This window comes from Kitasatospora sp. NPDC002543, assembly GCF_053594915.1.
Map to the genome: position 1 here is coordinate 31,185 of NZ_JBSFWR010000043.1, position 24,317 is coordinate 55,501.

Below are 24,317 nucleotides of genomic sequence, written 5' to 3' on the forward strand. Positions count from 1 at the left end.
ATTGACCCCGGAGCCATTTCTGGATGGGATGTTGACTTCCCTTCCGAAGGGCTCCCACTGCCATGCCTGTGCTCACGCGGCTGGTCCTGCCGCACGCCGCTCCCCGGGTGACCGGCGAGCGCCCCGCCGCCGACGAGGACGTCGTCTTCGGCCTGCTGCGCGCCCGCTGGCACGGCCGCGGCCTGGAGCTCACCGGCTTCGCCCGACCGGCCGGCCAGGACACCGCCCGGCCCGGCTCCGCCTGGACCTGGCTGACCCTGCGCCACCAGGATCCGGCCCAGCCCCCGGTTCACCTGCGCTCCCGCCCCCGCCGGATGCCCGAGGTCACCGACGACAGCGCCCAGCCCGCGCACAACCACGACTGGTCCGGCTTCACCGCGCTGATGGCGCCCGGCCGGCTGCGCCGCGACGGCCACTGGCTGCTCGGCGACTGGCGGATCGAGGCCACGCTCTTCACCCGCCCCAGCCCCACCCGGGTGCGCCGCCGGTACGGCGCCCTCGCCCCGCACTGGTGCGGTTCCGGCGAGTACCCGCCCGCCCACTGGGTCGACCGGGACGTCCGGCTCCAGCCGTTCTTCGCCGACGACCGGCTGCACCTGCGGCTGGAGCGCCCGGCCGTCCTCATCGACCGCGCCGCCCCCGCCCCCGACGGCCTGGAACTGGGCGGCGTCGCCGACACCTGCCCCTCCGGCACCGTGCTGCGGCTGCGTCACCGGGAGAGCGACGCGGTGGTCGAACAGCCGCTCGCCCGCACCGGCAACACCTTCGCCGTCCGGGTGCCGTACCGGCCGTTCACCACCGACGGGCGGGGCCGCGGCGGGCTGGAGCACTGGGACGCCGAACTGCTGCACCCCGACGGCGGCACCGAGCCGCTCTGCCTCGACGAGCGCGACGGCCCGGTAGCCGGTCAGCACCCGCTGCCCGGCACCCCGGACCGGGTGCTCTACCTCAAGCACCTCGCCGACGGCCGGCTCCAGCTCTGCGTCCAGCCCGCGGCCGGCCTGGTCGACCGGATCGCCGTCCGGGACGGCGGCTTCGAACTGGCCGGCCACTGCCCGGACCCGGCCGCCGACCGGCTGGAGCTGGTGCTGCGGCACTCCGACTCCGCGCACGAGGTCCGCAGCCCGGTCGGCACCGGCCCGGACGGCCGCTTCCTGGTCCGGGTGCCCGCCACCCGGACCGGCTCGGACGGCGTCGCGCTGCCGCTGCGCAAGGGCGTCTGGGCGGCCGCGCTGGAGCCGGCCGGCCGCCCCGGGGAGGGCCGCCCACTGCTCGCCGCCCCCGCCGCGCTGTCCGCCGTACCCGCCGCCGCCACCGCCGGCGGCAAGCGGATCCTGCTGCAACGCCGGTGGCACGACACCCTGGTGGTGGACTCCACCCCGGTGCTCGGCGCCGCCGAGCGCAGCGCCTGGACCCAGCACCGGCTGCGCACCGAGCGCTACCCGGCCGCCCGCCGCGCGCCGCTGCGCGAGGCGGTGCTGTACGACGTGTTCGGCGGCCGCGGCTACGCCGACTCACCGCGCGCGGTGCACGCCGAACTCGCGCGCCGGCAGGCCCGGTTGGAGCACCTGTGGGTGGTCGACGACGCCCAGGCCGAGCTGCCGGCCGGGGTCGTCCCGGTGCGCAGCTGGAGCCCGGAGTGGTACCGCGCGCTGGCCACCTGCCGGTACCTGGTCGGCAACACCCACTTCCCGGACTTCCTGGAGCGCCGCCCAGGCCAGGTCGTCGTGCAGACCTGGCACGGCTCCCCGCTGAAACGCATCGCCCACGACGTCGAGAGCCCCTGGCTCGCCGACCGCGGCTACCTGCGGGCGCTCGACCGGGAGACCCCGCAGTGGAGCCTGCTGCTCTCCCCCAGCCCGTTCGCCACCCCGATCCTGCGGCGCGCCTTCCGCTACGGCGGCGAACTGCTGGAGTCCGGATACCCGCGCAACGACGTGCTCGCCCGCCCGGACCGGCGGACCGCCGCGTCGGTGCGCCGCCGGCTCGGCGTCCCCGAGGGCCGGCGCATCGTGCTGTACGCGCCGACCTGGCGCGAGGACCGGCAGCGCGGCGACGGCGACGGGTTCCGGCTCGACCTGCGACTGGACCTCGACCACGCCCGGCGCCTGCTCGGCCCGGACCACGTGCTGCTGGTCCGGCCGCACGCGCACGTGCGCGAGCCGCTGCCCGGCGCCGGCGACGGCTTCCTGTACGACTGCGGGGACTATCCCGACCCGCAGGAGCTGCTGCTGGTCGCGGACGTGCTGGTGACCGACTACTCGTCGATCATGTTCGACTTCGCCATCACCGGCCGCCCGATGTACTTCTTCACCTACGACCTGGAGCACTACCGCGACACCCTGCGCGGCTTCACCTTCGACTTCGAGTCGGACGCCCCCGGCCCGCTGGTGCCGACCTCGGCCGAACTGCTCGGCGCGCTGCGCGAACTCGCCGACGGCGACGGCGGATCGCCGCCCGGCTACGCCGAGCGCTACCGGCGCTTCCGGGCCGAGCACTGCGGGCTGGACGACGGCGGCGCGGCCCGCCGGGTGGTCGACCGGATGCTCGAACTCGGCGGCCGGGGAGGCTAGACCACTCCCCGGACCGTCCTGCGGTCCGTGCCCCGGACCGTACCCCGGTTCACCCGAACGGGTAGCTCCGCCAGGGCCGCCAGACCTCGTCCGTGTCGAAGCGGGACAGGCCGAACCCCGGCACCGTGAAGTCCGCCCGGAAGTCGCGCGCCTGCTCGTACGCCTGGTCCAGCACGTCGTCGGGCAGGCCGTGGGCGACCGTCACGTGCGGGTGGTACGGGAAGGCCAGCTCGCGGGCCAGCGGGCCGGAGCGGACGTCCGCCTCCAGCAGCCGGCACTCCTGCGCGCCCTCCTCGACCCGGACGTACACCACCGGGGAGACCGGGCGGAAGGTCCCGCTGCCGTGCAGCAGCATCCGGAACGGCCGGTGCGCGGCCGCCACCGCCGCCAGGTGCTCCTCGATCTTCGGCAGCAGTTCGGCGGGGACCTCGGTCGGGGGCAGCAGGGTGACGTGCGTCGGTATCGACCGGGCCAGCGGATCGCCGTGCCCTGCCCGGGCGTCCTGGACCGCCGTGCCGTACGGGTCCGGGACGCTCACGGACACGCCGATGGTGACGACCTCGGGGAGGTCGCCACCACCGGGCAGGCGCGTGAGCGGAGTCACCGCTTGGCGGCCGGGAGGAAGCCGATCCGGTCGTACACCGTCTCCAGCGTCACCGACGCCACCTCACGGGCCTTGTCGGCGCCGATCGCCAGCACCCGGTCCAGCTCGGCCGGGTCGTCCAGGAAGCTGCGGGTGCGCTCCTGGAACGGCGTCACCCACTCGGTGAACAGCTCGGCCAGCTCGGTCTTCAGGGCGCCGTACATCCTGCCCTCGAAGTGCGCGACCAGCTGGTCGATCGTCTGACCGCTGAGCGCGGAGTGGATGCGCAGCAGGTTGGAGACGCCGGCCTTCTCCTGCTCGTCGTAGGAGACGACGGTGCCGGTGTCGGTGACGGCGCTCTTGAACTTCTTGGCGCTGGCCTTCGGCTCGTCCAGCAGGCTCACCAGGCCCTTGGGCGAGGAGGCCGACTTGCTCATCTTCACGCCCGGGTCCTGGAGGTCCTGGATCTTCGCCGTCTCCTTGAGGATGTACGGCTTCGGGACGGTGAAGGTCGGGCTGTAGCGGGTGTTGAAGCGCTCGGCGATGTCGCGGGTGATCTCCACGTGCTGGCGCTGGTCCTCGCCGACCGGGACGGCGTCCGCCTGGTAGAGCAGGATGTCCGCGATCTGCAGGATCGGGTAGGTGAACAGGCCGACGGTGGTGCCCTCGGCGCCGTACCGGGAGGACTTGTCCTTGAACTGGGTCATCCGGGAGGCCTCGCCGAAACCGGTGAGGCAGTTCATCACCCAGGCGAGCTGCGCGTGCTCGGGCACGTGCGACTGGACGAACAGCGTGCAGTCGTCCGGGTCCAGGCCGGCGCCGAGCAGCTGGGCGGCGGACACCCGGGTGTTCTCGCGCAGCGTCGCCGGGTCCTGCGGCACCGTGATCGCGTGCAGGTCGACGACCATGTAGAAGGCGTCGTTGGCCTCCTGGAGGTCGACCCACTGGCGCACCGCACCCAGGTAGTTGCCGAGGTGGAACGAGCCGGAAGTGGGCTGGATGCCGGAGAGCACCCGGGGACGGTCCTTGACCGGACCAGTGACCGCTGCGTTGACCATGCGGGCCATTCTTCCAGTTCCACCGCTCGCTCAGGAAACCTCCGCCCCCGCGGGGTCGACCAGTGTGACCGCACTCACCCCCACCCGGGCGATCCGCCGGCCCTCGACCTTGGCCACCGTCAGCAGCACCCCGCCGCCGCCCTCGACCGGGACCCGCACCTGGTCGCCGTCCCGGGGCAGCCGGCCGAGCGCGGCCACCAGACAGCCCGCCACCGTCTCGTACGGGCCCTCGGGCAGGGTGACGCCGGTCTCCTCGGCGAAGTCGCCGAGGTTGAGCAGGCCGTCCAGCTCCACGCCGCCGCCGGCCAGCCGGCGGGTGGGGGCGGACTCCGGGCGGTCGTACTCGTCCCGGATCTCGCCGATCACCTCCTCGACCAGGTCCTCCAGGGTGACGATCCCGGCCGTGCCGCCGTACTCGTCCACCACGATGGCCAGGTGGTGGCCCTCCCGGCGCATCTCGCCCATCGCCTCCAGCACCCGCTTGGTGCCGGGCAGCAGCTTGACCGGGCGGGCCAGGTCGCGGACCTTGGCGGCCTGCTCGCCGCGCGCGCCGTAGAGGTCGCGGACGTGGACGAAGCCGACCACCGCGTCGGCGCTGCCCTCGACCACCGGGTAGCGCGAGTGCGGCGAGGTGTCCGCCTGGTGCCGGACGGCGGCCAGCGGGCGCTCGGCGTCCAGGAAGGTCACCTCGGTGCGCGGGACCATCACCTCGCGCAGCTGGCGCTCCCCGGCGGAGAACACGTCGGCGATCAACGCCCTTTCGTCGCTTCCGAGTTCGGTGTTGGCGGCGACCAGGCCGCGGAGTTCCTCGGAGCTCATCGAGCCGCGGCCCGCCGTCGGGTCGCCGCCGAGCAGTCTGACCATCAGATTGGTGGAGTGGCCGAGCAGCCAGATCACCGGGCGCAGCACCACCGACATCACGTCCACCACCGGGGCGGCGACGACCGCGATGGACTCGGCGCGCTGCAGGCCGATCCGCTTGGGGGTCAGCTCGCCCAGCACCAGCGAGGCGTAGCTGATCACCAGGGTGAGGCCCACCAGGGCCACCGCGTCGGCCACGCCCTCGGACAGCCCGGCCCGGACGAACAGCGGGGCGACCTTTCCGGCCAGGGTGTCCGCGCCGAAGGCGGCGGACAGGAAGCCCATGCAGGTCACCCCGACCTGGACGGCGGCCAGGAAGCGGTTGGGGTCGGCGGCCAGGTGCGCGGCGCGGGCCGCGCGCCGGGTGCCGCGCCCCTCCAGCGTCCGGATCTGGCCCTCGCGCAGCGAGATCAGCGAGATCTCGGCGACATTGAACAACCCGCCCAGCAGGATGAAGACGAGGACGAGCGCGGCGTCCCCGAGTGTTTCGTTCACAGCGGGCCAGTGTAGGACGGCCGGTACCGGCCGGGGCCGGACACGACGGCGGTTCCCGGGGCCGGACACGGCGGCGGGGCGGGGCCCGGGAACGACCGGGACTCCTCCCCGGACACGACGGCGGCCCGCCGCTTCCGGGGAGGAAGCGGCGGGCCGCCGGCCGAGCCGTGCGGGGCGGGGCTCAGATGAGGCCCAGCTCCTGGACCGCGTCGCGCTCCTCGGTCAGCTCCTTGACCGAGGCGTCGATGCGGGCGCGCGAGAAGTCGGAGATCTCCAGGCCCTGGACGATCTCGAACTTGCCGTCCTTGGTGGTGACGGGGAAGGAGGAGATCAGGCCCTGCGGAACGCCGTACGAGCCGTCCGAGACGACACCCATGGAGGTCCAGTCGCCCTCGGCGGTGCCGTTGACCCAGGTGTACACGTGGTCGATGGCGGCGTTGGCGGCCGAGGCGGCCGAGGAGGCGCCGCGGGCGTCGATGATGGCGGCACCGCGCTTGGCGACGGTCGGGATGAAGTCGTTCTCCAGCCAGGCCAGGTCGCTGCCGACGGCCTCGAAGGCCGGCTTGCCGGCGATCTCGGCCTGGAAGACGTCCGGGTACTGGGTCGCGGAGTGGTTGCCCCAGATGGTGACGCGCTTGATGTCGGAGACCTGGGCGCCGGTCTTGGCGGACAGCTGGCCGAGGGCGCGGTTGTGGTCCAGGCGGGTCATCGCGGTGAAGCGCTCGGCCGGGACGTCCGGGGCGTTGCGCTGGGCGATCAGGGCGTTGGTGTTGGCCGGGTTGCCGACGACCAGGACCTTGATGTCGTCCGCGGCGTGGTCGTTGATGGCCTTGCCCTGCGGGCCGAAGATGCCACCGTTGGCCTGCAGCAGGTCACCGCGCTCCATGCCCGCGGTGCGCGGACGGGCACCGACCAGCAGCGCGACGTTGGCGCCGTCGAAGGCCTCGGCCGGCTTGTCGGTGATCGTGATGTCGCGCAGCAGCGGGAAGGCGCAGTCGACGAGCTCCATGGCGGTGCCCTCGGCGGCCTTGAGGCCCTGCGGGATCTCCAGGAGGCGCAGGTTCACCGGCACGTCGGCGCCGAGCAGGTGGCCCGAGGCGATGCGGAAGAGCAGCGCGTAGCCGATCTGGCCGGCCGCGCCGGTGATGGTGACGTTGACGGGGGTGCGGGTCATTTCTACCTTCTCCAGCAAATCGCCAGGCGCCCCAGGCACACCGGCACTGGAGCCAGGATGATCTCTCGATATCGAGAGACCGGCGTCAGGTTATCGCAAAGGGAAGCGTACGCCGGGTGTCCCGGCATGGCTGATGCGTCACAAAAGAAAGGCGGCCCCCGCCCGGGCCCTGGGTTTCCACGGGCCGGGCGGGGGCCGTCACGGCCCCGCGCGGAATCAGTGCCTCGGCCGGCCCATCAGCTGGCCGATGTTGTCGAGCAGCGGGATCTGCAGCCACGGGTTCGGCTGCGCCACCAGGGTCAGCAGCACGATCGACAGGCCCAGGAAGCTCAGCACGATCACGTCGGTGAAGCGGCTGCGCACCGCGAGCATCCCGACCTCGGGCAGCACCATCCGCAGCACCGCGCCGAGCAGCACACCGGCGCCGAGGATCAGCAGCCCGTACTTGAAGCCGTCCTTGAAGTCGGCGAACCAGGTGACCGCGAGGCCGGCACCGACGACCAGCAGGACCAGCGTGATCGGCCACTGCCGCACCGGCAGGGTGTGATCGCGTCCGAGGGCGGCGGCCGAGCCCTCGGGCGGCAGGGTGCCGGTGGTCTTGACCGGCCTGCGGCGGGACTCCGCCGGTCGCGGTTCAGTCATGCTCGCCGTCCCTGGGGTGTCAGATGCCGGCGCGGCGCTCGGCCGCCTCGACGATGTTGTTGAGCAGCATCGCGCGGGTCATCGGGCCCACGCCGCCGGGGTTCGGGGAGATCCAGCCGGCCACCTCGGCCACGCCCGGGTGGACGTCGCCGACGATCTTGCCCTCGCTGCGGCTGACGCCCACGTCCAGCACCGCCGCGCCCGGCTTGACGTCCTCCGGCTTGACCAGGTGCGGCACGCCGGCGGCGGCCACGATGATGTCGGCCTTGCGCAGGTGGGCGCCGAGGTCCCGGGTGCCGGTGTGGCACAGGGTGACGGTGGCGTTCTCGCTGCGGCGGGTCAGCAGCAGGCCGATCGACCGGCCGACGGTGATGCCGCGGCCGACCACGACCACCTCGGCGCCGTCGATCTCGACGTCGTGGCGGCGCAGCAGCTCGACGATGCCGAGCGGGGTGCACGGCAGCGGGCCCTCGATGCCCAGGGCGAGCCGGCCGAGCGAGGTCGGGTGCAGGCCGTCGGCGTCCTTGTCCGGGTCCATCAGCTCCAGGACCGGGTTCTGGTCCAGGCCCTTGGGCAGCGGCAGCTGGACGATGTAGCCGGTGCAGGACGGGTCGGCGTTGAGCTCGCGGACGACGTTCTCGACGTCCTCCTGGGTGGCGGTGGCGGGCAGCTCGCGCTGGATCGAGGCGATGCCGACCTCGGCGCAGTCCTTGTGCTTGCCGTTCACGTACCAGCGGCTGCCCGGGTCGTCGCCGACCAGGACGGTGCCGAGGCCGGGCGTGACGCCCTTCGCCTTGAGGGCCGCCACGCGGGCGGCGAGTTCGGACTTGATCGCGGCGGCGGTGGCCTTGCCATCGAGAATCTGGGCAGTCATGACCCCATTCTCCCGGATCCCCGGGGGTCTCCGTACCGAGGGCGGCCGACCGCTCCGGCGGCGGTTCCGGGGCGGCCCGACGGGCACCGGACGGGGGCCCCGGCAGGGGTCCGGACCGGGGCCCCGGCGGAGGGCCGGGCGGGGTGGCCGGCAGGGTCCTGACGTGGGCCGGACAGGTGGGCGGGCGGGTGAACGGACGGGTACGAAGGTCCGCCGCACGTTGCGGTTGCGCCACAGTCTTGGCGCGGCGCGCGGAACCGGCTGGACAGCGCCCCGTCGTCCGGATGACGATAAGTGCGCATTCCCGCCGCAACACCGGCCCGGTGACGGGCCGACGGACCCCGCGGCGGGGCGTAACCGGGGGAAAGAGCCAGTGAGCCGACCACAGCAGAGCGAGCAGTCCGATCGCGGGGGCACCGTCCCGCCCGCGCCGTTCCGGTCCGCCGCCTCGCACCTCTGACGCTCACCGCTCCGTCGATCCGCGGCGTCCGTCACCGCCGCCGGGCTGTCACCCCGCTCCGCTGACGACCCCCCTCCGGACGGTGGCCCGACCCACCGCCCGGCACCGGGCCGTCATCGTCCCGTCCCCGCGTCCCCGTAACTGCCCGGAGGCATCCATGAGTTACCCGCCCGACCCGAACAACCCCTACGGCCAGCCGCCGGCCGCCCCGGGCTACGGCTACCCCCAGCAGGCCCCGCCCCCGCCGCCGCAGGCCGCCGCGTACGGCTACCCGCAGGCCGCCCCGGCCTACGGATACGCCCCGATGGCCCCGCAGCCGTCCATGCCGGGCCTGGTGACGACCGCTCGGGTGCTGCTGTTCATCGTCGGCGGCACCCAGGTCCTGATGGCGCTGCTCTGCCTGCTCGGGGCCGTGGCCGCCAAGGGCGTCGTCAACCAGGAGAGCACGAGCAACGACGACATGATCGCCGCGATCGGCAACGCCGCCGCCGGCGTCGCGGCCGTCCTCGGCGTCGTGTTCGCGCTGGCCGCCGCGCTGTCCATCACCCTCGGCGTCAAGTTCGGCAAGGGCGGCAACGGCGTCCGGGTCACCACCATCGTCTACGGCTCGATCGGCGGCCTGCTCGGCCTGCTCGGTCTGCTCGGCTCGTTCACCGCCAAGGAGGGCCAGGCGGCGAACCTCGTCGTCGCCCTGCTGTGGGTGGCGATCAGCATCATCTGGATCACCGCCATGTGCATCCAGGACGGCGTCAACTGGTTCAACCGGCCGAAGTACTGACCGGTCGGCGAACCGACGGCAGAGCGGCCCGGCTCCCTCCTCGGAGGGGGCCGGGCCGCTCTGCCGTTCGGTCACGTCATCAGTGGAAGAAATGCCGCGCGCCGGTGAAGTACATGGTCACGCCGGCCTCGGCGGCCGCCGCGACGACCTCCTCGTCACGGATCGAACCACCGGGCTGGACGATCGCCCGGACACCGGCCGCGATCAGGATCGCCGGGCCGTCCGCGAACGGGAAGAAGGCGTCCGAGGCCGCGTAGGCGCCCTTGGCGCGCTCGCCGGCCCGCTCGACCGCGAGCTTGCAGGAGTCCACCCGGTTGACCTGGCCCATGCCGACGCCGACCGAGGCGCCGCCCTTCGCCAGCAGGATCGCGTTGGACTTGACGGCCCGGCAGGCCCGCCAGGCGAAGGCCAGCTCGGCCAGCTCGTCGGCGGTCAGCGCCTCACCGGTGGCGAGGGTCCAGTTCGCCGGGTCGTCGCCCTCGGCGTGCACCCGGTCGGCGTCCTGGAGCAGCACGCCGCCGGAGATCGGGCGCACCTCCCGGCGGTTGGCCGGGGCCTCGGGGGCGAGCAGCACCCGCAGGTTCTTCTTGCGGGTGAGCACCTCCAGGGCGCCCTCCTCGTAGCCGGGGGCCACGACGACCTCGGTGAAGATCGGGGCGATCTGCTCGGCCAGCGCCACGGTGACCGGGCGGTTGACGGCGATCACGCCGCCGTACGCGGAGACCGGGTCGCACTCGTGCGCCTTGCGGTGCGCCTCGGCGACGTCGGCGCCGGTCGCGATGCCGCACGGGTTGGCGTGCTTGATGATCGCGACGGCCGGCTCGGCGTGGTCGTAGGCGGCGCGGCGGGCGGCGTCGGTGTCGACGTAGTTGTTGTACGACATCTCCTTGCCGTGCAGCTGCTGCGCTCCGGCCAGGCCGCCGGTGCCGTCGCTGTACAGCGCGGCGCCCTGGTGCGGGTTCTCGCCGTAGCGCAGCACGTTCTGCCGCTCCCAGGTCGAGCCGAGGAACTCGGGGAAGCCCGCGGTGTCGCTGGGCGCGTAGCCGTCCTCGAACCAGGAGGCGACGGCCACGTCGTAGGCGGCGGTGTGGGCGAACGCGGCACCGGCCAGACGCTTGCGGGTGGCCAGGTCGAAGCCGCCCTCCTGAGCTGCCTTCAGCACGTCGGCGTAGCGGGCCGGGTCGACCACCACGGCCACCGAGGGGTGGTTCTTGGCGGCGGCGCGGACCATGCTCGGGCCGCCGATGTCGATCTGCTCGACGCACTCGTCCGGGGTGGCGCCGGAGGCGACGGTGGCCTTGAACGGGTAGAGGTTCACCACGACCAGGTCGAAGGGCTCGACGCCCAGCTCGGCCAGCTGCGCGCGGTGCGACTCCAGCCGCAGGTCGGCCAGCACGCCGGCGTGCACGCGGGGGTGCAGCGTCTTCACGCGCCCGTCCAGGCACTCCGGGAAGCCGGTCAGCTCGGAGACCTCCGTCACCGGGACGCCGGCGGCGGCGATCCGGCCGGCGGTGGAGCCGGTGGAGACGATGGCGACCCCGGCGGCGTGCAGGCCCTGGGCCAGCTCCTCCAGACCGGTCTTGTCGTACACGCTGATCAGCGCGCGACGGATCGGACGAACGTTCTCCGAAACGGGCGTGGTGGTGGAGCTGGCACTCATGCCGGAATCCATACCTTTCGGTCCTCGATGCGGTGACCTTCGCGGGCCAGCCGGCCCACGACGTCGACGAGCAGCTTGCGCTCGACAGTCTTGATGCGCTCGTGGAGCGCGTCGCCGCCATCGGCGTGGTCGGCGTCGACGACCTCGACGACGCCCTGCGCGATGATCGGCCCGGTGTCCACGCCGGAGTCGACCAGGTGGACGGTGCAGCCGGTGACCTTCACCCCGTACGCGAGCGCGTCGGTGACGCCGTGGGCGCCGGGGAAGGAGGGCAGCAGCGCGGGGTGGGTGTTGACGATCCGCCCGGCGAAGGCGGCGATGAACTCGGGGCCGAGGATCTTCATGAAACCTGCCGTGACCACCAGGTCCGGCTGGTACTCGGCGACGGAGGCGGTCAGCGCACCGTCCCAGGCCGCCCGGTCCGGGTGGTCCTTCACCCGGTGCACGAAGGTCGGCAGGCCCGCCTTCTGGGCGCGCTCCAGGCCGACGATCCCGTCCCGGTCCGCGCCGACGGCGAGGATCTCGGCGCCGTACGCCGGATCGGCCGCGGCGTCGATCAGCGCCTGCAGGTTGGTGCCGGAGCCGGAGACCAGCACCACCAGGCGGGCCGGTCCGGGCGTACGGGGCGGGAAGTGCTGGGCGGGGGCGGCGGCCACTGCGCGTTTCTCCGTAGGTCGGGCGCCGTCCGCTGGTACGTCCACCGGCGGTGGGGCCACTACGAACGGCAGGTCGAGCGAGGGGGAACTCCGGGAAAACCCGCCGCGACGCGGACCCCGGGGAACCTCTGTGGGCTGCTGACCGTCACCACGATAACGGCTGGTCGGAGGGCCTCCGCACCCTCCCGGCGGCGCTACGCGCGTAGTTGAGACGGGGATCTCCTCCGGCCCGCCGCACCGCGGTTGCCCCGGCCCGCACCGGCCCGCCGGCCCACCCGCCCGGCCCCGCGGCACGGGCCGCCGGTGGCCCGACGGACGGCTGCGGGATCATGGGGGACGCGGGAGACCGCTCCGACGCGAGCCCCTCCGCACGAGCCCCGACCGAGAAGGAATGGCCGAACCCATGAGCAGCGGCGACGACACCGGCGAGCGCAACCCCTTCGCGCCGCCGCCGGCGGATGCCCCGGACCAGCCGTGGCAGCCGCGCAACCCCTGGGGCGGCGGGGGCGGCGGCCCCTCCGGGCAGGGCGGCCCCGGCGGACCCGCAGGCTCCGGCGGGCCGGGCGGCGAGCGCCCGCAGCCGCCCCGGCTCGACCTCGGCGACCCGGCCCACCGCAAGGCCCGCAACGCCGCGCTGGCCGGACCGTTCGCGCTGGTCTGCCTGTTCACCGGGTTCCACTGGATCGCCCTGGTGATCGGGGCGCTCGGCATCGTCTGGGGCGTCGGCGCGCTGCGCGGCCGGCGGCCGGCCCCGGCCGCCGGCGCGGTCGCCGGGCCGGGCGGGCCGTTCCCCACGGCCCCGGCGCCGAACCCGCTCACCCCGGCCGCGCTCGCCGGCATCCTGACCGGCGCGATGACCATCGTGGTCGCCGCCACGGTGATCGGCCTCGGGTACCACTACCGCGACTACGTCACCTGCGTCCAGGACTCGCTGACCAGCGTCGGCGCCCAGAACTGCGACCGGTACGCGCCGCAGTGGTACGTGGACTTCACCGGGAACACCGAGTGACCTGGTAGCCGGGCCGCGCGAACGGGGCGGGCACGGCGCCGGTCAGTCGTCCGGGACCGCCCGGCCGTCCGGGAGCCGGTCCTCGAGGCCCGGATCGTCGAGGTCCACGTCGTCGACACTCCCGACGCCCGGGCCGGAGAGCCGCAGCACGAGGGCGTACGTACGGGCGCGCAGCACCAGCGCGCTCCGGCGGGCCTGCCGCGCGAGCCGGGCGCGCACGCCCACGCCGTCCGCCGGGCCCAGCAGGCGGTACCGGACCAGCAGCGCGCCCGGGACGGCGACCAGCGCGATCCAGCCCGCCGCCACCGGGCCCGTCCACGGCATCGGCCCCACCCAGGCCAGCCGCTCCGCCGCCAGCGCCCCGCCCGACAGCCAGCCCAGCACCGCCGTCCCGGCCCCGACCGACAGCGCCGCCGCCAGCGCGGCCACCGCCGTCGCGGCCGGCGGCCAGGACTCGGGCCGCTCCCCCGAACCGGCCCCCGGAAGCCTCCGGCCCGCCGCCGCCCGGCCCAGCAGCACCGCCGGCACCACCCCGGCCAACAGCGGCAGGACCGACGCCGCGAGCCGCCAGCCGCCCGGCCCGTCCGCCGGCAGCAGGACGAACAGCGGGAACTCGGGCACCGGGCCCAGCACCGTGCCGGCCGGCGACACCACCGTCCCGGCACCCACCGCGAAGCCCGGCCCCAGCGCGTACGCCGTGCCCCACAGCACCGCGTTCGGCAGCAGGGCCAGCACGAGCAGCAGCAGCCCCGACAGGGCGGCGGGACCGCTCCCCAGCAGCGCCGCCCCGCGCCCGCCGCCGGCCACCGCGTCCAGCACCGCCGAGAGCGCCACCAGCAGCCCGCCCGCCGCGACCAGCCCGGCCCCGGCCGCCAGCGCCGCGGTCCGCACCGCCGGCGCGCCGTCGACCGGGCGGTACGGCGGCGGGAGCCGGTCCAGCGGGGAGTCGGCCGGCACGTCGAGGACGGAGACCGAGCGGGCCCCGGCGGCCGTCGCCACGCCCGCCACCAGCGCCACCACCAGGACGTCCAGCAGCACCCGGCTGCGGAGCGGCCCGGCACCGGCGCAGTGCAGCGCCACCGCGACGGCCACCGCGCAGTACCCCGCCCACACCGCCACCGGGCCGCCCCAGCGCGAGCGCAGCCCACGCCGCGCCGCCACCCCGGCGGCGGCCCGGTAGAGCCGGACCACGACCAGAACGGCGAGCAGCAGCGGAGTGACGGTCAGCGGGGCCTCGACGGGTCCGCGCAGCAGCGGTGCGCCGTGCCCGAGCAGCCAGAGCGCCCCCGCCAACCGGGTGACAGCGGTCGCGCCGTCGTCCGCGTACGGCGTCACCACCCAGAGCCCGAGGACCGGCAACCCGACCGCTGCCAGGCCGACCAGCGCCGCCCGCACTCCCGCCAACAGGTCGGCCAGCGCGGGGCGTCCGCCCAATTCACCGCGCGATTCCAGGATCGGACGACCCATCAGCTGCGTCATGGGCCACATGGTGCCAAGGCGACTCGCCATGCTCCGTGAAGCGCCAAACCGCCGCCGTGTCCCAGATTATTGGCTTATGCGCATTTTCAGACCCTGCCCCCAAGCCGCGGGCGCCCCGGCCCGGAGCGTCTGATGGCCACGCCGCCCACCGCCGACTCCCCCACCCCAGAGCGCCACCGCGAGCCCGCCCGCACCGGGACCGACGCGGGCCACCTGCTGCGGAAGCTGACCCCCCGTGAGGCCCAGACCCTGGCCCACCTCGCGGCCGGACACGACCTCCCCCGCACCGCCGCCGCCCTCGGGGTCACCCCCACCACCGCCCGCAGCTACCTCCAGCGCGCCCTGCGCAAGCTCGGCACCCGCACCGAGGCCCAGGCCCTCGCCCTGCTGGCCGGCGTGCTCCCGCACCCCCATGCCCCCGGCCCGACCGGGCCTCCGGCGAACTTCGCCGGCCTCAACCCGGCCGCCCTGGGCCCGACGGCGGTCGAGCCCCCACGGGCCGAGGCGCCGAGCCCGGCCACCGGCACCGGTCCCCGGCCGACCGAGCCGGTCCACGCGTCAACGGTCGCCTTCCCGGCCGCCGTCACCCCGGCCGCCCCCGGGCCCGTGGCGGAGGCCGGGCCCCCACGGGCCGAGGCGGCACCGGGCGGGGAGCGGCCCGGGAAGCGGCGCCGTGCCCGGGGCAGGAAGGCGGCCCCCGGAACCTCCGACGGCGCCCGGCGGGCCGCCGGGGGCGCCCGCGCGCAGGCCACCCGCCCGGTGCGGGACGCGGACGGCGGCCCGGACCGCGTGGCCCCGGCCGAGCGGTCCCACCGGTCCGCCGACATGCCGGCAGCCGCCGCGAGGGGCGCCGCCCCTGGGCGTGCACCGGGCGGGCACACGCCCGGGGGCCCGGTGGGAGACGTCGACGTGCCAGGGGCGCCCCCGGCCCCACCAGCGGCGGACGGCGAGCGGTCTCGGCCGTCCGGCGCGGGCCACCCGGCGGCGGTCCCCGCGGCCCCGAGCCGACGCGACGACACCCCCGGCACCGGACCGGCACGGCCGGAGAGCACCCCTGCCTCGAACGGCCGTCCGTCCCCGGACCCCGGCCCGGCGCCGGGGGCTCCCGCCAGGTCCGCCGCCGCCACCGAATCGCCGGGCCCCCACCACGACTCGGCCCCGCCCCCCGGCCCCGGCCGTACGCCGGAAGCTCCCACCGGCCCCGGCGCCACCGGGCGCCAGGCCACCGCCAGGCAGGCGACCGGCGTCGCGCAGCCCTCCTTCGGCGACGGCGGTGCCACACCCCCGAGCCCGGACGAGCGGACCCACACCCCGCACCGGGGACCGACCGCACCGACGAGCGGCAGCGCGCAGCCGTCGTCCGACGAACCATCGACGCAGCCCCCCATCGGCGCCGCCGGCACCGCGCCCCCTCCCCCGAACGGCGGGCCGAAGGCCACCTCAGGCACCGACGACCAAGCCCACACCTCGCACCCGGAAGCGGCCGGACGACAGCCACGAGCCGCCGGGACCCCGGGCCCGGGCCTCGGCGCGCCGCCGCCGGGCACCGGCCCCGACCCGGACCCCGGCCGGACAGGAGACCCCGCCGACGCCCCGCCCCCGCCCCCGGCCACGCCCGCAAGCGGCGGCGCGCAGCCCCCGGCGGCCAGCCCCGGTCGGGCGGCGCTGGCCGCCGCCGCGCCCTCGGGCGCGGACGACGACCTCGACGCCGAGCCCCCGGCGGTGAGCTTCGAGGAGCTCTACGAGACCGCTCACACCCGGCTGGTGCAGCAGGTCTTCCTGCTGACCGCCTGCCGGCACCGGGCGGTGCACTGCGTCCGGCGGGCGTTCGGGGAGGCGCGGCGGCGCTGGGGTGCGGTGGCCGCCTCGGGGAGCCCGGAGGGGTGGGTGCGGGTGCGCGCCTGTGAGCTGGCGCTGTCCCCGTGGCACCGGGGCGGACCGCGGCGGACGCACGCGTGGGGGCTGCCGCACCGGCGGATCAAGGTACGGCCGGCCGACGAGGCGCAGGCGGTGCTGCCGGACCACGACCGGCTGACCGACCGGGACCGGGCGCTGCTGAAGGCGCTCAAGCGGCTGTCCCGCCCCCAGCGCCGGGCGCTGGTGCTGCACGACGGGCTGGGGCTGCCGGCCGCGGAGATCGCGGTGGAGGTGGAGTCCACCCTGCGGGCGGCCGAGAGGCGGGTGTGGGCCGCGCGGGCGGCGCTGGCGCTGTGGGTGCCGGAGCTGGTCGGGCCGGACCCGGCCGCGCCCGGTTTCGCGGACGGGCTGAGCGTGCTGCTGCACCGGGCCGCGGTGCGCGGCTGCCCGGAGCCGCACCGGACGCCGGTGCCGGTGCTGCGGGCCCGGCACCGGCTGTGGACGGCGAGCCGGACGGGCGCGGCGGCACTGCTGACCGTCGCGGTGGGCGGGGCGACGCTGGCGACCCTGGCGGGGGTGCGTCCGGCGGTGCTGTTCCGGCCCGCGGCCCCGCCGAGGCCCGTGCTGTGCCTGCCCGCCGCCGCTCCGCCGGAGGCGGCGCAGGACGCGGAGACCCCGGAGGACGCGGGGCCGGGCGTGCCGTTGCGGCCGGGTGCGGCGCCGAACGCCGTCGTCAGCCTCTGGTGCAGCCCGGCGCCCGGTCTGGCGGCGGTCCTGGTGGAGCCGGGGCCGCAGGCGGCCGCGCGCTGGGAGCTGCCGGCGGCGGCCCGGGGCGCCGCTCCCCCGCCGCAGGGCCCGGTGGTGTGCCCGTTGTGGTCGCCGTTGCCGTGCACGACGGGTCCGCGGGGGCGCTGAGCGCTCCCGGAACCGACGAGCGCCCCCGCCCGGAAAGGGCGGGGGCGCTCGTCACGCGTGGTGCGGGATCAGGCCTGGGCGGCGATGATCTCGCGGGCCAGGCGGGCGGTCTCGGACGGCGTCTTGCCGACCTTGACACCGGCGGCCTCGAGGGCCTCCTTCTTGGCCTGGGCGGTGCCCGAGGAGCCGGAGACGATGGCGCCGGCGTGGCCCATGGTCTTGCCCTCGGGGGCGGTGAAGCCCGCGACGTAGCCGACGACCGGCTTGGTGACGTGCTCGGCGATGAAGGCCGCGGCACGCTCCTCGGCGTCGCCGCCGATCTCACCGATCATGACGATGAGCTCGGTCTCCGGGTCCTCCTGGAAGGCCTTGAGCGCGTCGATGTGGGTGGTGCCGATGACCGGGTCGCCACCGATGCCGACGGCCGAGGTGAAGCCGATGTCCCGCAGCTCGTACATGAGCTGGTAGGTCAGGGTGCCGGACTTCGAGACCAGGCCGATCTTGCCGGAGCTGGTGATGTCGGCCGGGATGATGCCGGCGTTCGACTGTCCGGGGCTGATCAGGCCGGGGCAGTTCGGGCCGATGATGCGGGTCTTGTTGCCCTTGGCACCGGCGTGCGCCCAGAAGGCGGCGGTGTCGTGCACCGGGACGCCCTCGGTGATGACGATGGCCAGGCCGATCTCGGCGTCGATGGCCTCGATCGCGGCGGCCTTGGTGAACGCCGGCGGCACGAAGAGGACGGTGACGTCGGCACCGGTCTTCTCCATGGCCTCGGCGACGGAGCCGAAGACCGGGATCTCGGTGCCGTCGACGTCGACCGTGGTACCGGCCTTGCGCGGGTTGACACCGCCGACGATCTGGGTGCCGGAGGCGAGCATGCGGCGGGTGTGCTTCATGCCCTCGGCGCCGGTCATGCCCTGGACGATGACCTTGCTGTCCTTGGTAAGGAAGATAGCCATGGTGTTAAGTCCCCTTCCTTACTTGTTGGCCAGCTCGGCGGCGCGGTCAGCGGCGCCGTCCATGGTGTCCACGCGCTGCACCAGCGGGTGGTTGGCGTCGTCGAGGATCTTGCGACCCAGCTCCGCGTTGTTGCCGTCCAGGCGGACGACCAGCGGCTTGGTGACGTTCTCGCCCTTGCTCGCGAGGAGCTCCAGGGCCTGCACGATGCCGTTGGCGACCGCGTCACACGCGGTGATGCCGCCGAAGACGTTGACGAAGACCGACTTGACGTCGGGGTCGCCCAGGATGATCTCCAGGCCGTTCGCCATGACCTCGGCGGAGGCGCCGCCGCCGATGTCGAGGAAGTTGGCGGGCTTGACGCCGCCGTGCTTCTCACCGGCGTAGGCGACCACGTCGAGGGTGCTCATGACGAGGCCCGCGCCGTTGCCGATGATGCCGACCTGGCCGTCGAGCTTGACGTAGTTCAGGCCCTTGGCCTTGGCAGCGGCCTCCAGCGGGTTGGCGGCGGCCTTGTCCTCGAGCGCCTCGTGCTCCGGCTGGCGGAACTCGGCGTTCTCGTCCAGGGAGACCTTGCCGTCGAGCGCGATGATCTTGCCGTCGCCGGACTTGATCAGCGGGTTGACCTCGACGAGGAGGGCGTCCTCCTTGATGAAGACGGTCCACAGCTTCTGCAGGACCTCGGCGACCTGGTCGGCGACCTCGGCCGGGAACTTCGCCGCGGCGACGATCTCGGCGGCCTTCTCCGGGGTGCAGCCCTCGTTGGCGTCGACCGGGATCTTGGCGAGCGCCTCGGGGTTCTGCTCGGCGACGACCTCGATCTCCACGCCGCCCTCGACGCTGGCCATGGCCAGGAAGGTGCGGTTGGTGCGGTCCAGCAGGAACGAGACGTAGTACTCGTCCTTGATGTCCGCGGTCTGGGCCAGCATCACCTTGTGAACGGTGTGGCCCTTGATGTCCATGCCGAGGATCTGCTCGGCCTTGGCGACGGCGTCCGCCGGGTCGGCGGCGAGCTTGACGCCGCCGGCCTTGCCTCGGCCGCCCACCTTCACCTGAGCCTTGACGACGGCGCGGCCGCCGAAGCGCTCCGCGATGGCGGCAGCGTCTGCGGCGGTCTCGATGACATCGCCGTCAAGCACGGGCACACCGTGCTTGGCGAAGAGGTCCCTCGCCTGGTACTCGAACAGGTCCACGTGTTTGTCCTTGTTCGTGGTCGCGGATTGTGTCTCTACGAGCGTGCCACGGCAGGATCTTCGCTGCGGGTCGTCGGGGCGGTGCGGGTACGCAGAGGTACGGCCTTGCGGCCCACACAGCCACGGGCGCACACGTCAATCAACACGCGCGTCACGTCCGTCTGGCAGGTTATCCCCGCAGGACGGGACTGTTCCGCCCGGGGGCCTGCCCGTCCTGGGTGAGAACCGTCACAAACAGCCCGGCGGGAAGGGGCGGACGGCCGGTCCGCCGATCGGGTGGATTAGCGCGTCCGGGTGAATCCTCACACCCCCCGGTCCTCCCCCTTCATCAGGTGCGGCGGGATCGGGCGCTTCTCGACGGCCGCCGCCATGATCTCCGGGAACGCGTCGGGGGTGCAGGCGAAGGCCGGTGCGCCGAGCGAGGCCAGGGCGGCGGCGTGCGCGTGGTCGTACGCCGGGGCCCCCTCGTCGGAGAGCGCCAGCAGGGCGATGAACTGGACGCCGGCCGCCTTCATCGCGGCGACCCGCTTGAGCATGCCGTCCCGGATGCCGCCCTCGTACAGGTCGCTGATCAGGACGACGATCGTCTCGGAGGGCCGGGTGATCTTCGACTGGCAGTAGGCGAGCGCGCGGTTGATGTCGGTGCCGCCGCCGAGCTGGGTGGCGAACAGGACGTCGACCGGGTCGGTGAGCTGCTCGGTGAGGTCGACCACCGAGGTGTCGAAGACGACCAGCCGGGTGTCCAGGGTGCGCATCGAGGCGAGCACCGCGCCGAAGACCGCCGAGTGGACGACCGAGGGCGCCATCGAGCCGGACTGGTCGATGCAGAGGATGACGTCCTTCTTCACGGCGCGCTGGGCGCGGGCGTAGCCGACCAGCCGCTCGGGGACGACGGTGCCGTACTCGGGCAGGTAGTTCTTCAGGTTGGCCCGGACGGTGCGGTCCCAGTCGATGTCGCGGTGGCGGGGCCGGTTGACCTTGGCACTGCGGTCGAGGGCGCCGCCGAGGGTGGCCCGGGTGCGGTCGGCGAGCCGACGCTCCAGCTCGGCGACCACCTTGCCGACCACCGCCCGGGCGGTCTCCCGGGTGGTCTCGGGCAGCGCGTGCTTGAGCGACAGCAGGGTGCCGACCAGGTGCACGTCCGGCTCGACGGCCTCCAGCATCTCCGGCTCCAGCAGCAGCCGGTCCAGGCCGAGCCGGCTGATCGCGTCCTGCTGCATCAGCTGCACGACGGTGGACGGGAAGTACTCGCGGATGTCGCCCAGCCAGCGGGCCACCTGGGGGGCCGAGCCGCCCAGCCCGGCGCCGCGGCGCCCACCGCGGCCGCCCCGGGCGCCCTCCTCGGGGGCGCCGCGGTAGAGCGCGGCGAGGGCTCCGTCCATCGCGGCGTCGCGGCCGCGCAGGGTGCAGCCGGTGCCGTCGGCCTCTCCGCCGAGCACCAGCCGCCAGCGGCGCAGCCGTTCGTCGGTCGTGGGCGCTGCCATCTCGTCCTCCTCCTTCAGCGGGTCCTGCGGTGGGGCAGGCGTTCGGTACGGCGGTGTCGGGTGTCGGGCCGTTTCGGGTGCCCGGCGGTGCGGGGCGGTGTCAGGTGTCGCGGCCGGCGGCCTGCCGGGGGATCCGCGGGCGGACCCCGAGCAGCAGGGCCACCACGGGGACGACGGCCTCGGCGCGGGCCCCGTCCAGCTCCCCGGCCGCGGCCCGGACGGTCGGGGGCTCCCCGAGCGGGCCGGCCGCGACCCGGCCGCCGATGGTGGTGCGCACGCCCGCCTCCAGCCCGGCGAAGGTGCGGCGCAGCAGCGGCAGGACGTCGGTGAAGACCTCGCCGCCGACCCCGGTCAGCCACTCGTCCAGCAGGGCGAGCAGCCGCGGGTCGTGCAGCAGCAGGGCCCCGCCGCCGGTCAGGAAGCCCTCGACCCAACCGGCCGCGTCCGCCGGGGCGTTGGCGACGGAGAGCACCAGCCGCAGCCGCCGGCCGGCCTCCTCGGAGTCGAGCCTGCCGTCGTCCAGCAGGAGCCGTACGGCGCGGCCGCGCAGCAGTCCGGGGGCGCCGGTGGCCGGTCCGCCGGCCGGCTCGCGGCGGGCCAGCGAGCGCAGCGCGGCGGCCCAGCGCTCGGCCAGGCCGGCCAGAGCGTCGGGGTCCGGCGCGGCCTCGACGGCGGTCTCGTCGGTGGCGGCGGCCTCGGCTGCCGCGGCGGCGGTGAGGGCGGGGTCGGCGGCCAGCAGGCCGATCGCCCCGTGCACCTCGTCGAGACGCCCGCGCATCGCCGCCGCGCTCTCGGCGTCCAGGCCGACGCAGGCGGGCGGCAGCCCGACGCAGATCCGCCCGGCCAGGCCCGAGGCCGCCTCGGCGAGCGCGCCGTGGTCGGTGCCCCGCACGTCGCCGTAGCGCAGCGCGCGCACCAGTGCGGGCAGCGCGCCCGCGAGGTGCGCGACGTCGGTGTCCAGGGCCGCGCAGTCGGCGAGCACCCGCATCACGGCGGGCAGGGCGCCGGACAGCCCGGCCAGCAGGCAGGTCTCCACCAGGCCGGTCAGCTCGGCGAGTTCCCCGGCGGCGCGGGCGGTGCCGACCGCCTTGTCGGCCGCCGCCTCCTCGACCGTGGTGCCCCACTGGGCGGCCTCGGCGATCCGGACGGCGAACTCGGGCTGCCAGCACAGCCGCCAGCTCTCCCGGAACGTCCCGGTCGAGTTCACCGAGGAGCGCGCGGGCACGCCCCAGTCCACGCCCAGCAGCCGCAGCCGGTGCAGCAGCCGGGAGCGGGCCGCGTCGGTCTCCTTGCGCAGGTCGAGGTCGATGTCCTTCGGCACGGCGTCGGGCTTGAGCCGCAGCGAGCGCTGCAGCCGGGTCAGGTCGCGCTGGAGCGGCACCGCCGGTGCGGAGTCCGGGACCTCACCGAGTTCGTCGCCGACCACCAGACGGTCCCGGACCAGCTCCAGGGCGACGTCCGAGCCCTCGCAGAGCACCGCGCGCACGGCGTCCAGGGTCTCGGTCAGCCCGGCGAGCGGACGGCCGCGCAGCACGGCCAGGCTCTCGGCGAGCCGGACCGCCTCGATCACGTGCGCGGAGGAGACCGGGTGGTCCTCGGCGCGCAGCAGTTCGGCGGCCCGGGTGAGCCAGCGCGGCACCGGGTCCCCGTCGGTGGTGAACAGGTGGTGGTACCAGCCGGGCGACTGCACGCCCGCGCCGTAGCCGTCGGCCTGGGAGAGCCGGCGGTGCGTCCACGGCACCCAGGTGATGTCCGTCCGCACCTTCTTCGGCAGCCCGGCGAGCAGTGCCCGGTCGTGGGCGACGGTGGGCATCCGCTCCAGCGCGGGGACGTGGAAGGCCCCGCAGACCACGGCGATCCGGTGGTGGCCGGCGCGGCGGGCGGCCCGGATCTGCTGGCGCATGTGCGCCTCGCGCAGCAGGTCGCGGCGGGACTCGCCGAGGCCCTCGGCGCGCAGCGCGCCCATCGCCTCGGCGACGGCGGCGAACGGTGCCAGCGCGTCGGAGCCGGGCGCGCGGTGCTCGACCACGTCCTCCCACCAGCGTTCGGCGTCGTCGTGCCCGGCGGCCTCGGCGAGCAGCGCCAGCGGGTCGGCGACCGGCTCGCCCAGGTCCTCCCCGGCGGCCCCGTCCTCGGCACCGCCGTCCTCCCCGGCGGTCGGCTCCGGGGCCGGGGCGAAGCCGTACCCGGCGGGCAGGTCGATGAAGCGGACCGGCAGGTCGTGCTCCACGGCGTGCCGGATCGCCACCCACTCCGGGGAGAACTCGGCGTACGGCCAGAAGGCGGCCTTCGCCGGGTCGTCCACCGCGTGGGCGAGCAGCGCCACCGGCGGGACCAGGTCCTTCTCGGCGGCCAGGTGGACGATGCCGTCGGCCTCCGGCGGGCCCTCGATCAGCACCGCGTCCGGCCGCCACTGCGCCAGCGCGGCGGCCACCGCCCGGGCCGAGCCGGGGCCGTGGTGGCGGATGCCCAGCAGGGCGACCTCGGACGTCACGCGGTCACCTCGCGGGCGGCGCGGTAGAAGTCCTTCCAGCCGTCGCGCTCACGCACCACCCCTTCGACGTACTCGCGCCAGACCGCCCGGTCCGCCACCGGGTCGCGGACGACGGCGCCGAGGATGCCGGCCGTCACGTCCCCGGCGCGCAGCACGCCGTCGCCGAAGTGGGTGGCCAGGGCGAGTCCGTTGGTCACCACCGAGATCGCCTCGGCGGTGGAGAGGGTGCCGCTCGGGGTCTTGACCTTCGTCCGGCCGTCCACCGTGAGGCCGGCCCGCAGCTCGCGGAAGACGGTGACCACGCGCCTGATCTCCTCGGCGCCGCCGGGCAGTTCGGGCAGTTCCAGGGAGCGGCCGAGCTGGTTGACCCGGCGGGTGACGATGTCGACCTCCTCGTCCAGCGAGCCCGGCAGGGGCAGCACCACGGTGTTGAAGCGACGGCGCAGCGCGCTGGAGAGCTCGTTGACGCCGCGGTCGCGGTCGTTGGCGGTGGCGATCACGTTGAAGCCGCGCACCGCCTGGGTCTCGTCACCCAACTCCGGTATCGGCAGCGTCTTCTCGGACAGGATGGTGATCAGACTGTCCTGCACGTCGGCCGGAATGCGGGTGAGCTCCTCGACCCGGGCGATCCTGCCGTCGGCCATCGCCCGCATCAGCGGCGAGGGCACCAGGGCGTCCCGGCTGGGCCCGCGGGTGAGCAACTGGGCGTAGTTCCAGCCGTACCGGACGGCCTCCTCCGGTGTGCCCGCGGTGCCCTGCACCAGCATCGTGGAGTCGCCGCTGATCGCCGCGGCCAGGTGCTCGGACACCCAGGTCTTCGCGGTGCCCGGCACGCCGAGCAGCAGCAGCGCGCGGTCCGTCGCCAGGGTCGTCACGGCGACCTCGACGACCCGGCGCGGACCGATGTACTTGGGGGTGATCCGGGTGCCGTCGGGCAGCTCGCCGCCGAGCAGGTACGTCGCCACGGCCCACGGCGAGAGCTTCCAGCGCTCGGGGCGCGGACGCTCGTCCTGCGCGGCCAGCGCGGCCAGTTCACCGGCGAAGGCGTCCTCGGCGTGCTGCCGCAGAACGTCGGTCATCTCGGGCTCCTTCGGGTCGGCTCCGGGCACACGGAT

At 75.0% G+C, this 24,317-nt stretch carries 18 protein-coding genes; 4 read left to right on the forward strand and 14 right to left on the reverse strand.

Annotated features, from left to right (window positions below; translation table 11 throughout):
* Nucleotides 1–62: 62 nt before the first annotated feature.
* Entirely contained in the window at nt 63–2,573 is a 2,511-nt protein-coding gene (locus ACWD4P_RS19720; RefSeq protein ID WP_449780412.1) for a CDP-glycerol glycerophosphotransferase family protein, read from the forward strand.
* Nucleotides 2,574–2,622: 49 nt separating this feature from the next.
* On the opposite strand, the gene ACWD4P_RS19725 is transcribed toward ACWD4P_RS19720, so the two are convergent.
* The 6 genes from ACWD4P_RS19725 to ACWD4P_RS19750 form a co-directional block, all read right to left on the reverse strand.
* Nucleotides 2,623–3,177, reverse strand: a complete 555-nt coding sequence (locus ACWD4P_RS19725) for a 2'-5' RNA ligase family protein (RefSeq protein ID WP_359819660.1) — start codon at nt 3,175–3,177, stop codon at nt 2,623–2,625.
* Nucleotides 3,174–4,214, reverse strand: coding sequence for a tryptophan--tRNA ligase (trpS, locus tag ACWD4P_RS19730; RefSeq protein ID WP_359819663.1), 1,041 nt, complete (start codon nt 4,212–4,214; stop codon nt 3,174–3,176). Before trpS ends, ACWD4P_RS19725 begins: the two co-directional genes overlap by 4 nt.
* A gap of 30 nt (nt 4,215–4,244) precedes the next feature.
* Entirely contained in the window at nt 4,245–5,570 is a 1,326-nt protein-coding gene (locus ACWD4P_RS19735; protein ID WP_449780413.1) for a hemolysin family protein, read from the reverse strand.
* 181 nt (nt 5,571–5,751) lie between these two features.
* Entirely contained in the window at nt 5,752–6,744 is a 993-nt protein-coding gene (locus tag ACWD4P_RS19740) for a malate dehydrogenase (protein WP_359819669.1), read from the reverse strand.
* 216 nt (nt 6,745–6,960) lie between these two features.
* Complete coding sequence (locus ACWD4P_RS19745; protein ID WP_359819672.1) at nt 6,961–7,386, reverse strand: DUF3017 domain-containing protein; 426 nt, start codon at nt 7,384–7,386, stop codon at nt 6,961–6,963.
* 19 nt (nt 7,387–7,405) lie between these two features.
* Nucleotides 7,406–8,260: a bifunctional methylenetetrahydrofolate dehydrogenase/methenyltetrahydrofolate cyclohydrolase gene (locus ACWD4P_RS19750; RefSeq protein WP_359819675.1), complete on the reverse strand. Its 855-nt coding sequence runs from the start codon at nt 8,258–8,260 to the stop codon at nt 7,406–7,408.
* 617 nt (nt 8,261–8,877) lie between these two features.
* Between ACWD4P_RS19750 and ACWD4P_RS19755 the strand changes: the two genes are divergently transcribed.
* Entirely contained in the window at nt 8,878–9,498 is a 621-nt protein-coding gene (locus ACWD4P_RS19755; RefSeq protein WP_359819678.1) for a hypothetical protein, read from the forward strand.
* Nucleotides 9,499–9,577: 79 nt separating this feature from the next.
* On the opposite strand, the gene purH is transcribed toward ACWD4P_RS19755, so the two are convergent.
* Together purH and purN are read right to left on the reverse strand one after the other, a co-directional pair.
* Nucleotides 9,578–11,158 (reverse strand): bifunctional phosphoribosylaminoimidazolecarboxamide formyltransferase/IMP cyclohydrolase, encoded by a 1,581-nt coding sequence (gene purH, locus ACWD4P_RS19760; RefSeq protein WP_359819681.1) that lies wholly within the window; start codon nt 11,156–11,158, stop codon nt 9,578–9,580.
* Nucleotides 11,155–11,814 carry a phosphoribosylglycinamide formyltransferase gene (gene purN, locus ACWD4P_RS19765; protein WP_449780414.1) on the reverse strand — a complete coding sequence of 220 codons (660 nt, stop codon included), beginning with the start codon at nt 11,812–11,814 and terminating at the stop codon, nt 11,155–11,157. The genes purH and purN overlap by 4 nt, the downstream gene beginning before the upstream one ends.
* Before the next feature lie 403 nt (nt 11,815–12,217).
* Here purN and ACWD4P_RS19770 point away from each other — a divergent pair, with 403 nt between their 5' ends.
* On the forward strand, nt 12,218–12,823 hold the full coding sequence (locus tag ACWD4P_RS19770; protein WP_449780415.1) for a hypothetical protein: 606 nt from the start codon (nt 12,218–12,220) through the stop codon (nt 12,821–12,823).
* Nucleotides 12,824–12,865: 42 nt separating this feature from the next.
* Here the strand turns inward: ACWD4P_RS19770 and ACWD4P_RS19775 are convergent, their stop codons facing one another.
* On the reverse strand, nt 12,866–14,302 hold the full coding sequence (locus ACWD4P_RS19775; RefSeq protein WP_449780416.1) for a cell division protein PerM: 1,437 nt from the start codon (nt 14,300–14,302) through the stop codon (nt 12,866–12,868).
* A gap of 132 nt (nt 14,303–14,434) precedes the next feature.
* On the opposite strand from ACWD4P_RS19775, the gene ACWD4P_RS19780 reads away from it, so the two are divergent.
* Nucleotides 14,435–17,074: a sigma factor-like helix-turn-helix DNA-binding protein gene (locus tag ACWD4P_RS19780; protein WP_449780417.1), complete on the forward strand. Its 2,640-nt coding sequence runs from the start codon at nt 14,435–14,437 to the stop codon at nt 17,072–17,074.
* 68 nt (nt 17,075–17,142) lie between these two features.
* On the opposite strand, the gene sucD is transcribed toward ACWD4P_RS19780, so the two are convergent.
* From sucD to ACWD4P_RS19805, 5 genes are all read right to left on the reverse strand, one after another.
* Nucleotides 17,143–18,033: a succinate--CoA ligase subunit alpha gene (sucD, locus tag ACWD4P_RS19785; RefSeq protein WP_359831103.1), complete on the reverse strand. Its 891-nt coding sequence runs from the start codon at nt 18,031–18,033 to the stop codon at nt 17,143–17,145.
* 18 nt (nt 18,034–18,051) lie between these two features.
* Nucleotides 18,052–19,224, reverse strand: a complete 1,173-nt coding sequence (gene sucC / locus ACWD4P_RS19790) for an ADP-forming succinate--CoA ligase subunit beta (protein WP_359831105.1) — start codon at nt 19,222–19,224, stop codon at nt 18,052–18,054.
* 302 nt (nt 19,225–19,526) lie between these two features.
* A complete protein-coding gene (locus tag ACWD4P_RS19795; protein ID WP_359831107.1) occupies nt 19,527–20,708 on the reverse strand; it encodes a VWA domain-containing protein in 1,182 nt (393 codons plus the stop codon).
* 100 nt (nt 20,709–20,808) lie between these two features.
* Nucleotides 20,809–23,202, reverse strand: a complete 2,394-nt coding sequence (locus ACWD4P_RS19800) for a DUF5682 family protein (RefSeq protein WP_449780418.1) — start codon at nt 23,200–23,202, stop codon at nt 20,809–20,811.
* Nucleotides 23,199–24,281, reverse strand: coding sequence for an ATP-binding protein (locus ACWD4P_RS19805; protein ID WP_359830256.1), 1,083 nt, complete (start codon nt 24,279–24,281; stop codon nt 23,199–23,201). The genes ACWD4P_RS19800 and ACWD4P_RS19805 overlap by 4 nt, the downstream gene beginning before the upstream one ends.
* Between the last annotated feature and the right edge of the window lie 36 nt (nt 24,282–24,317).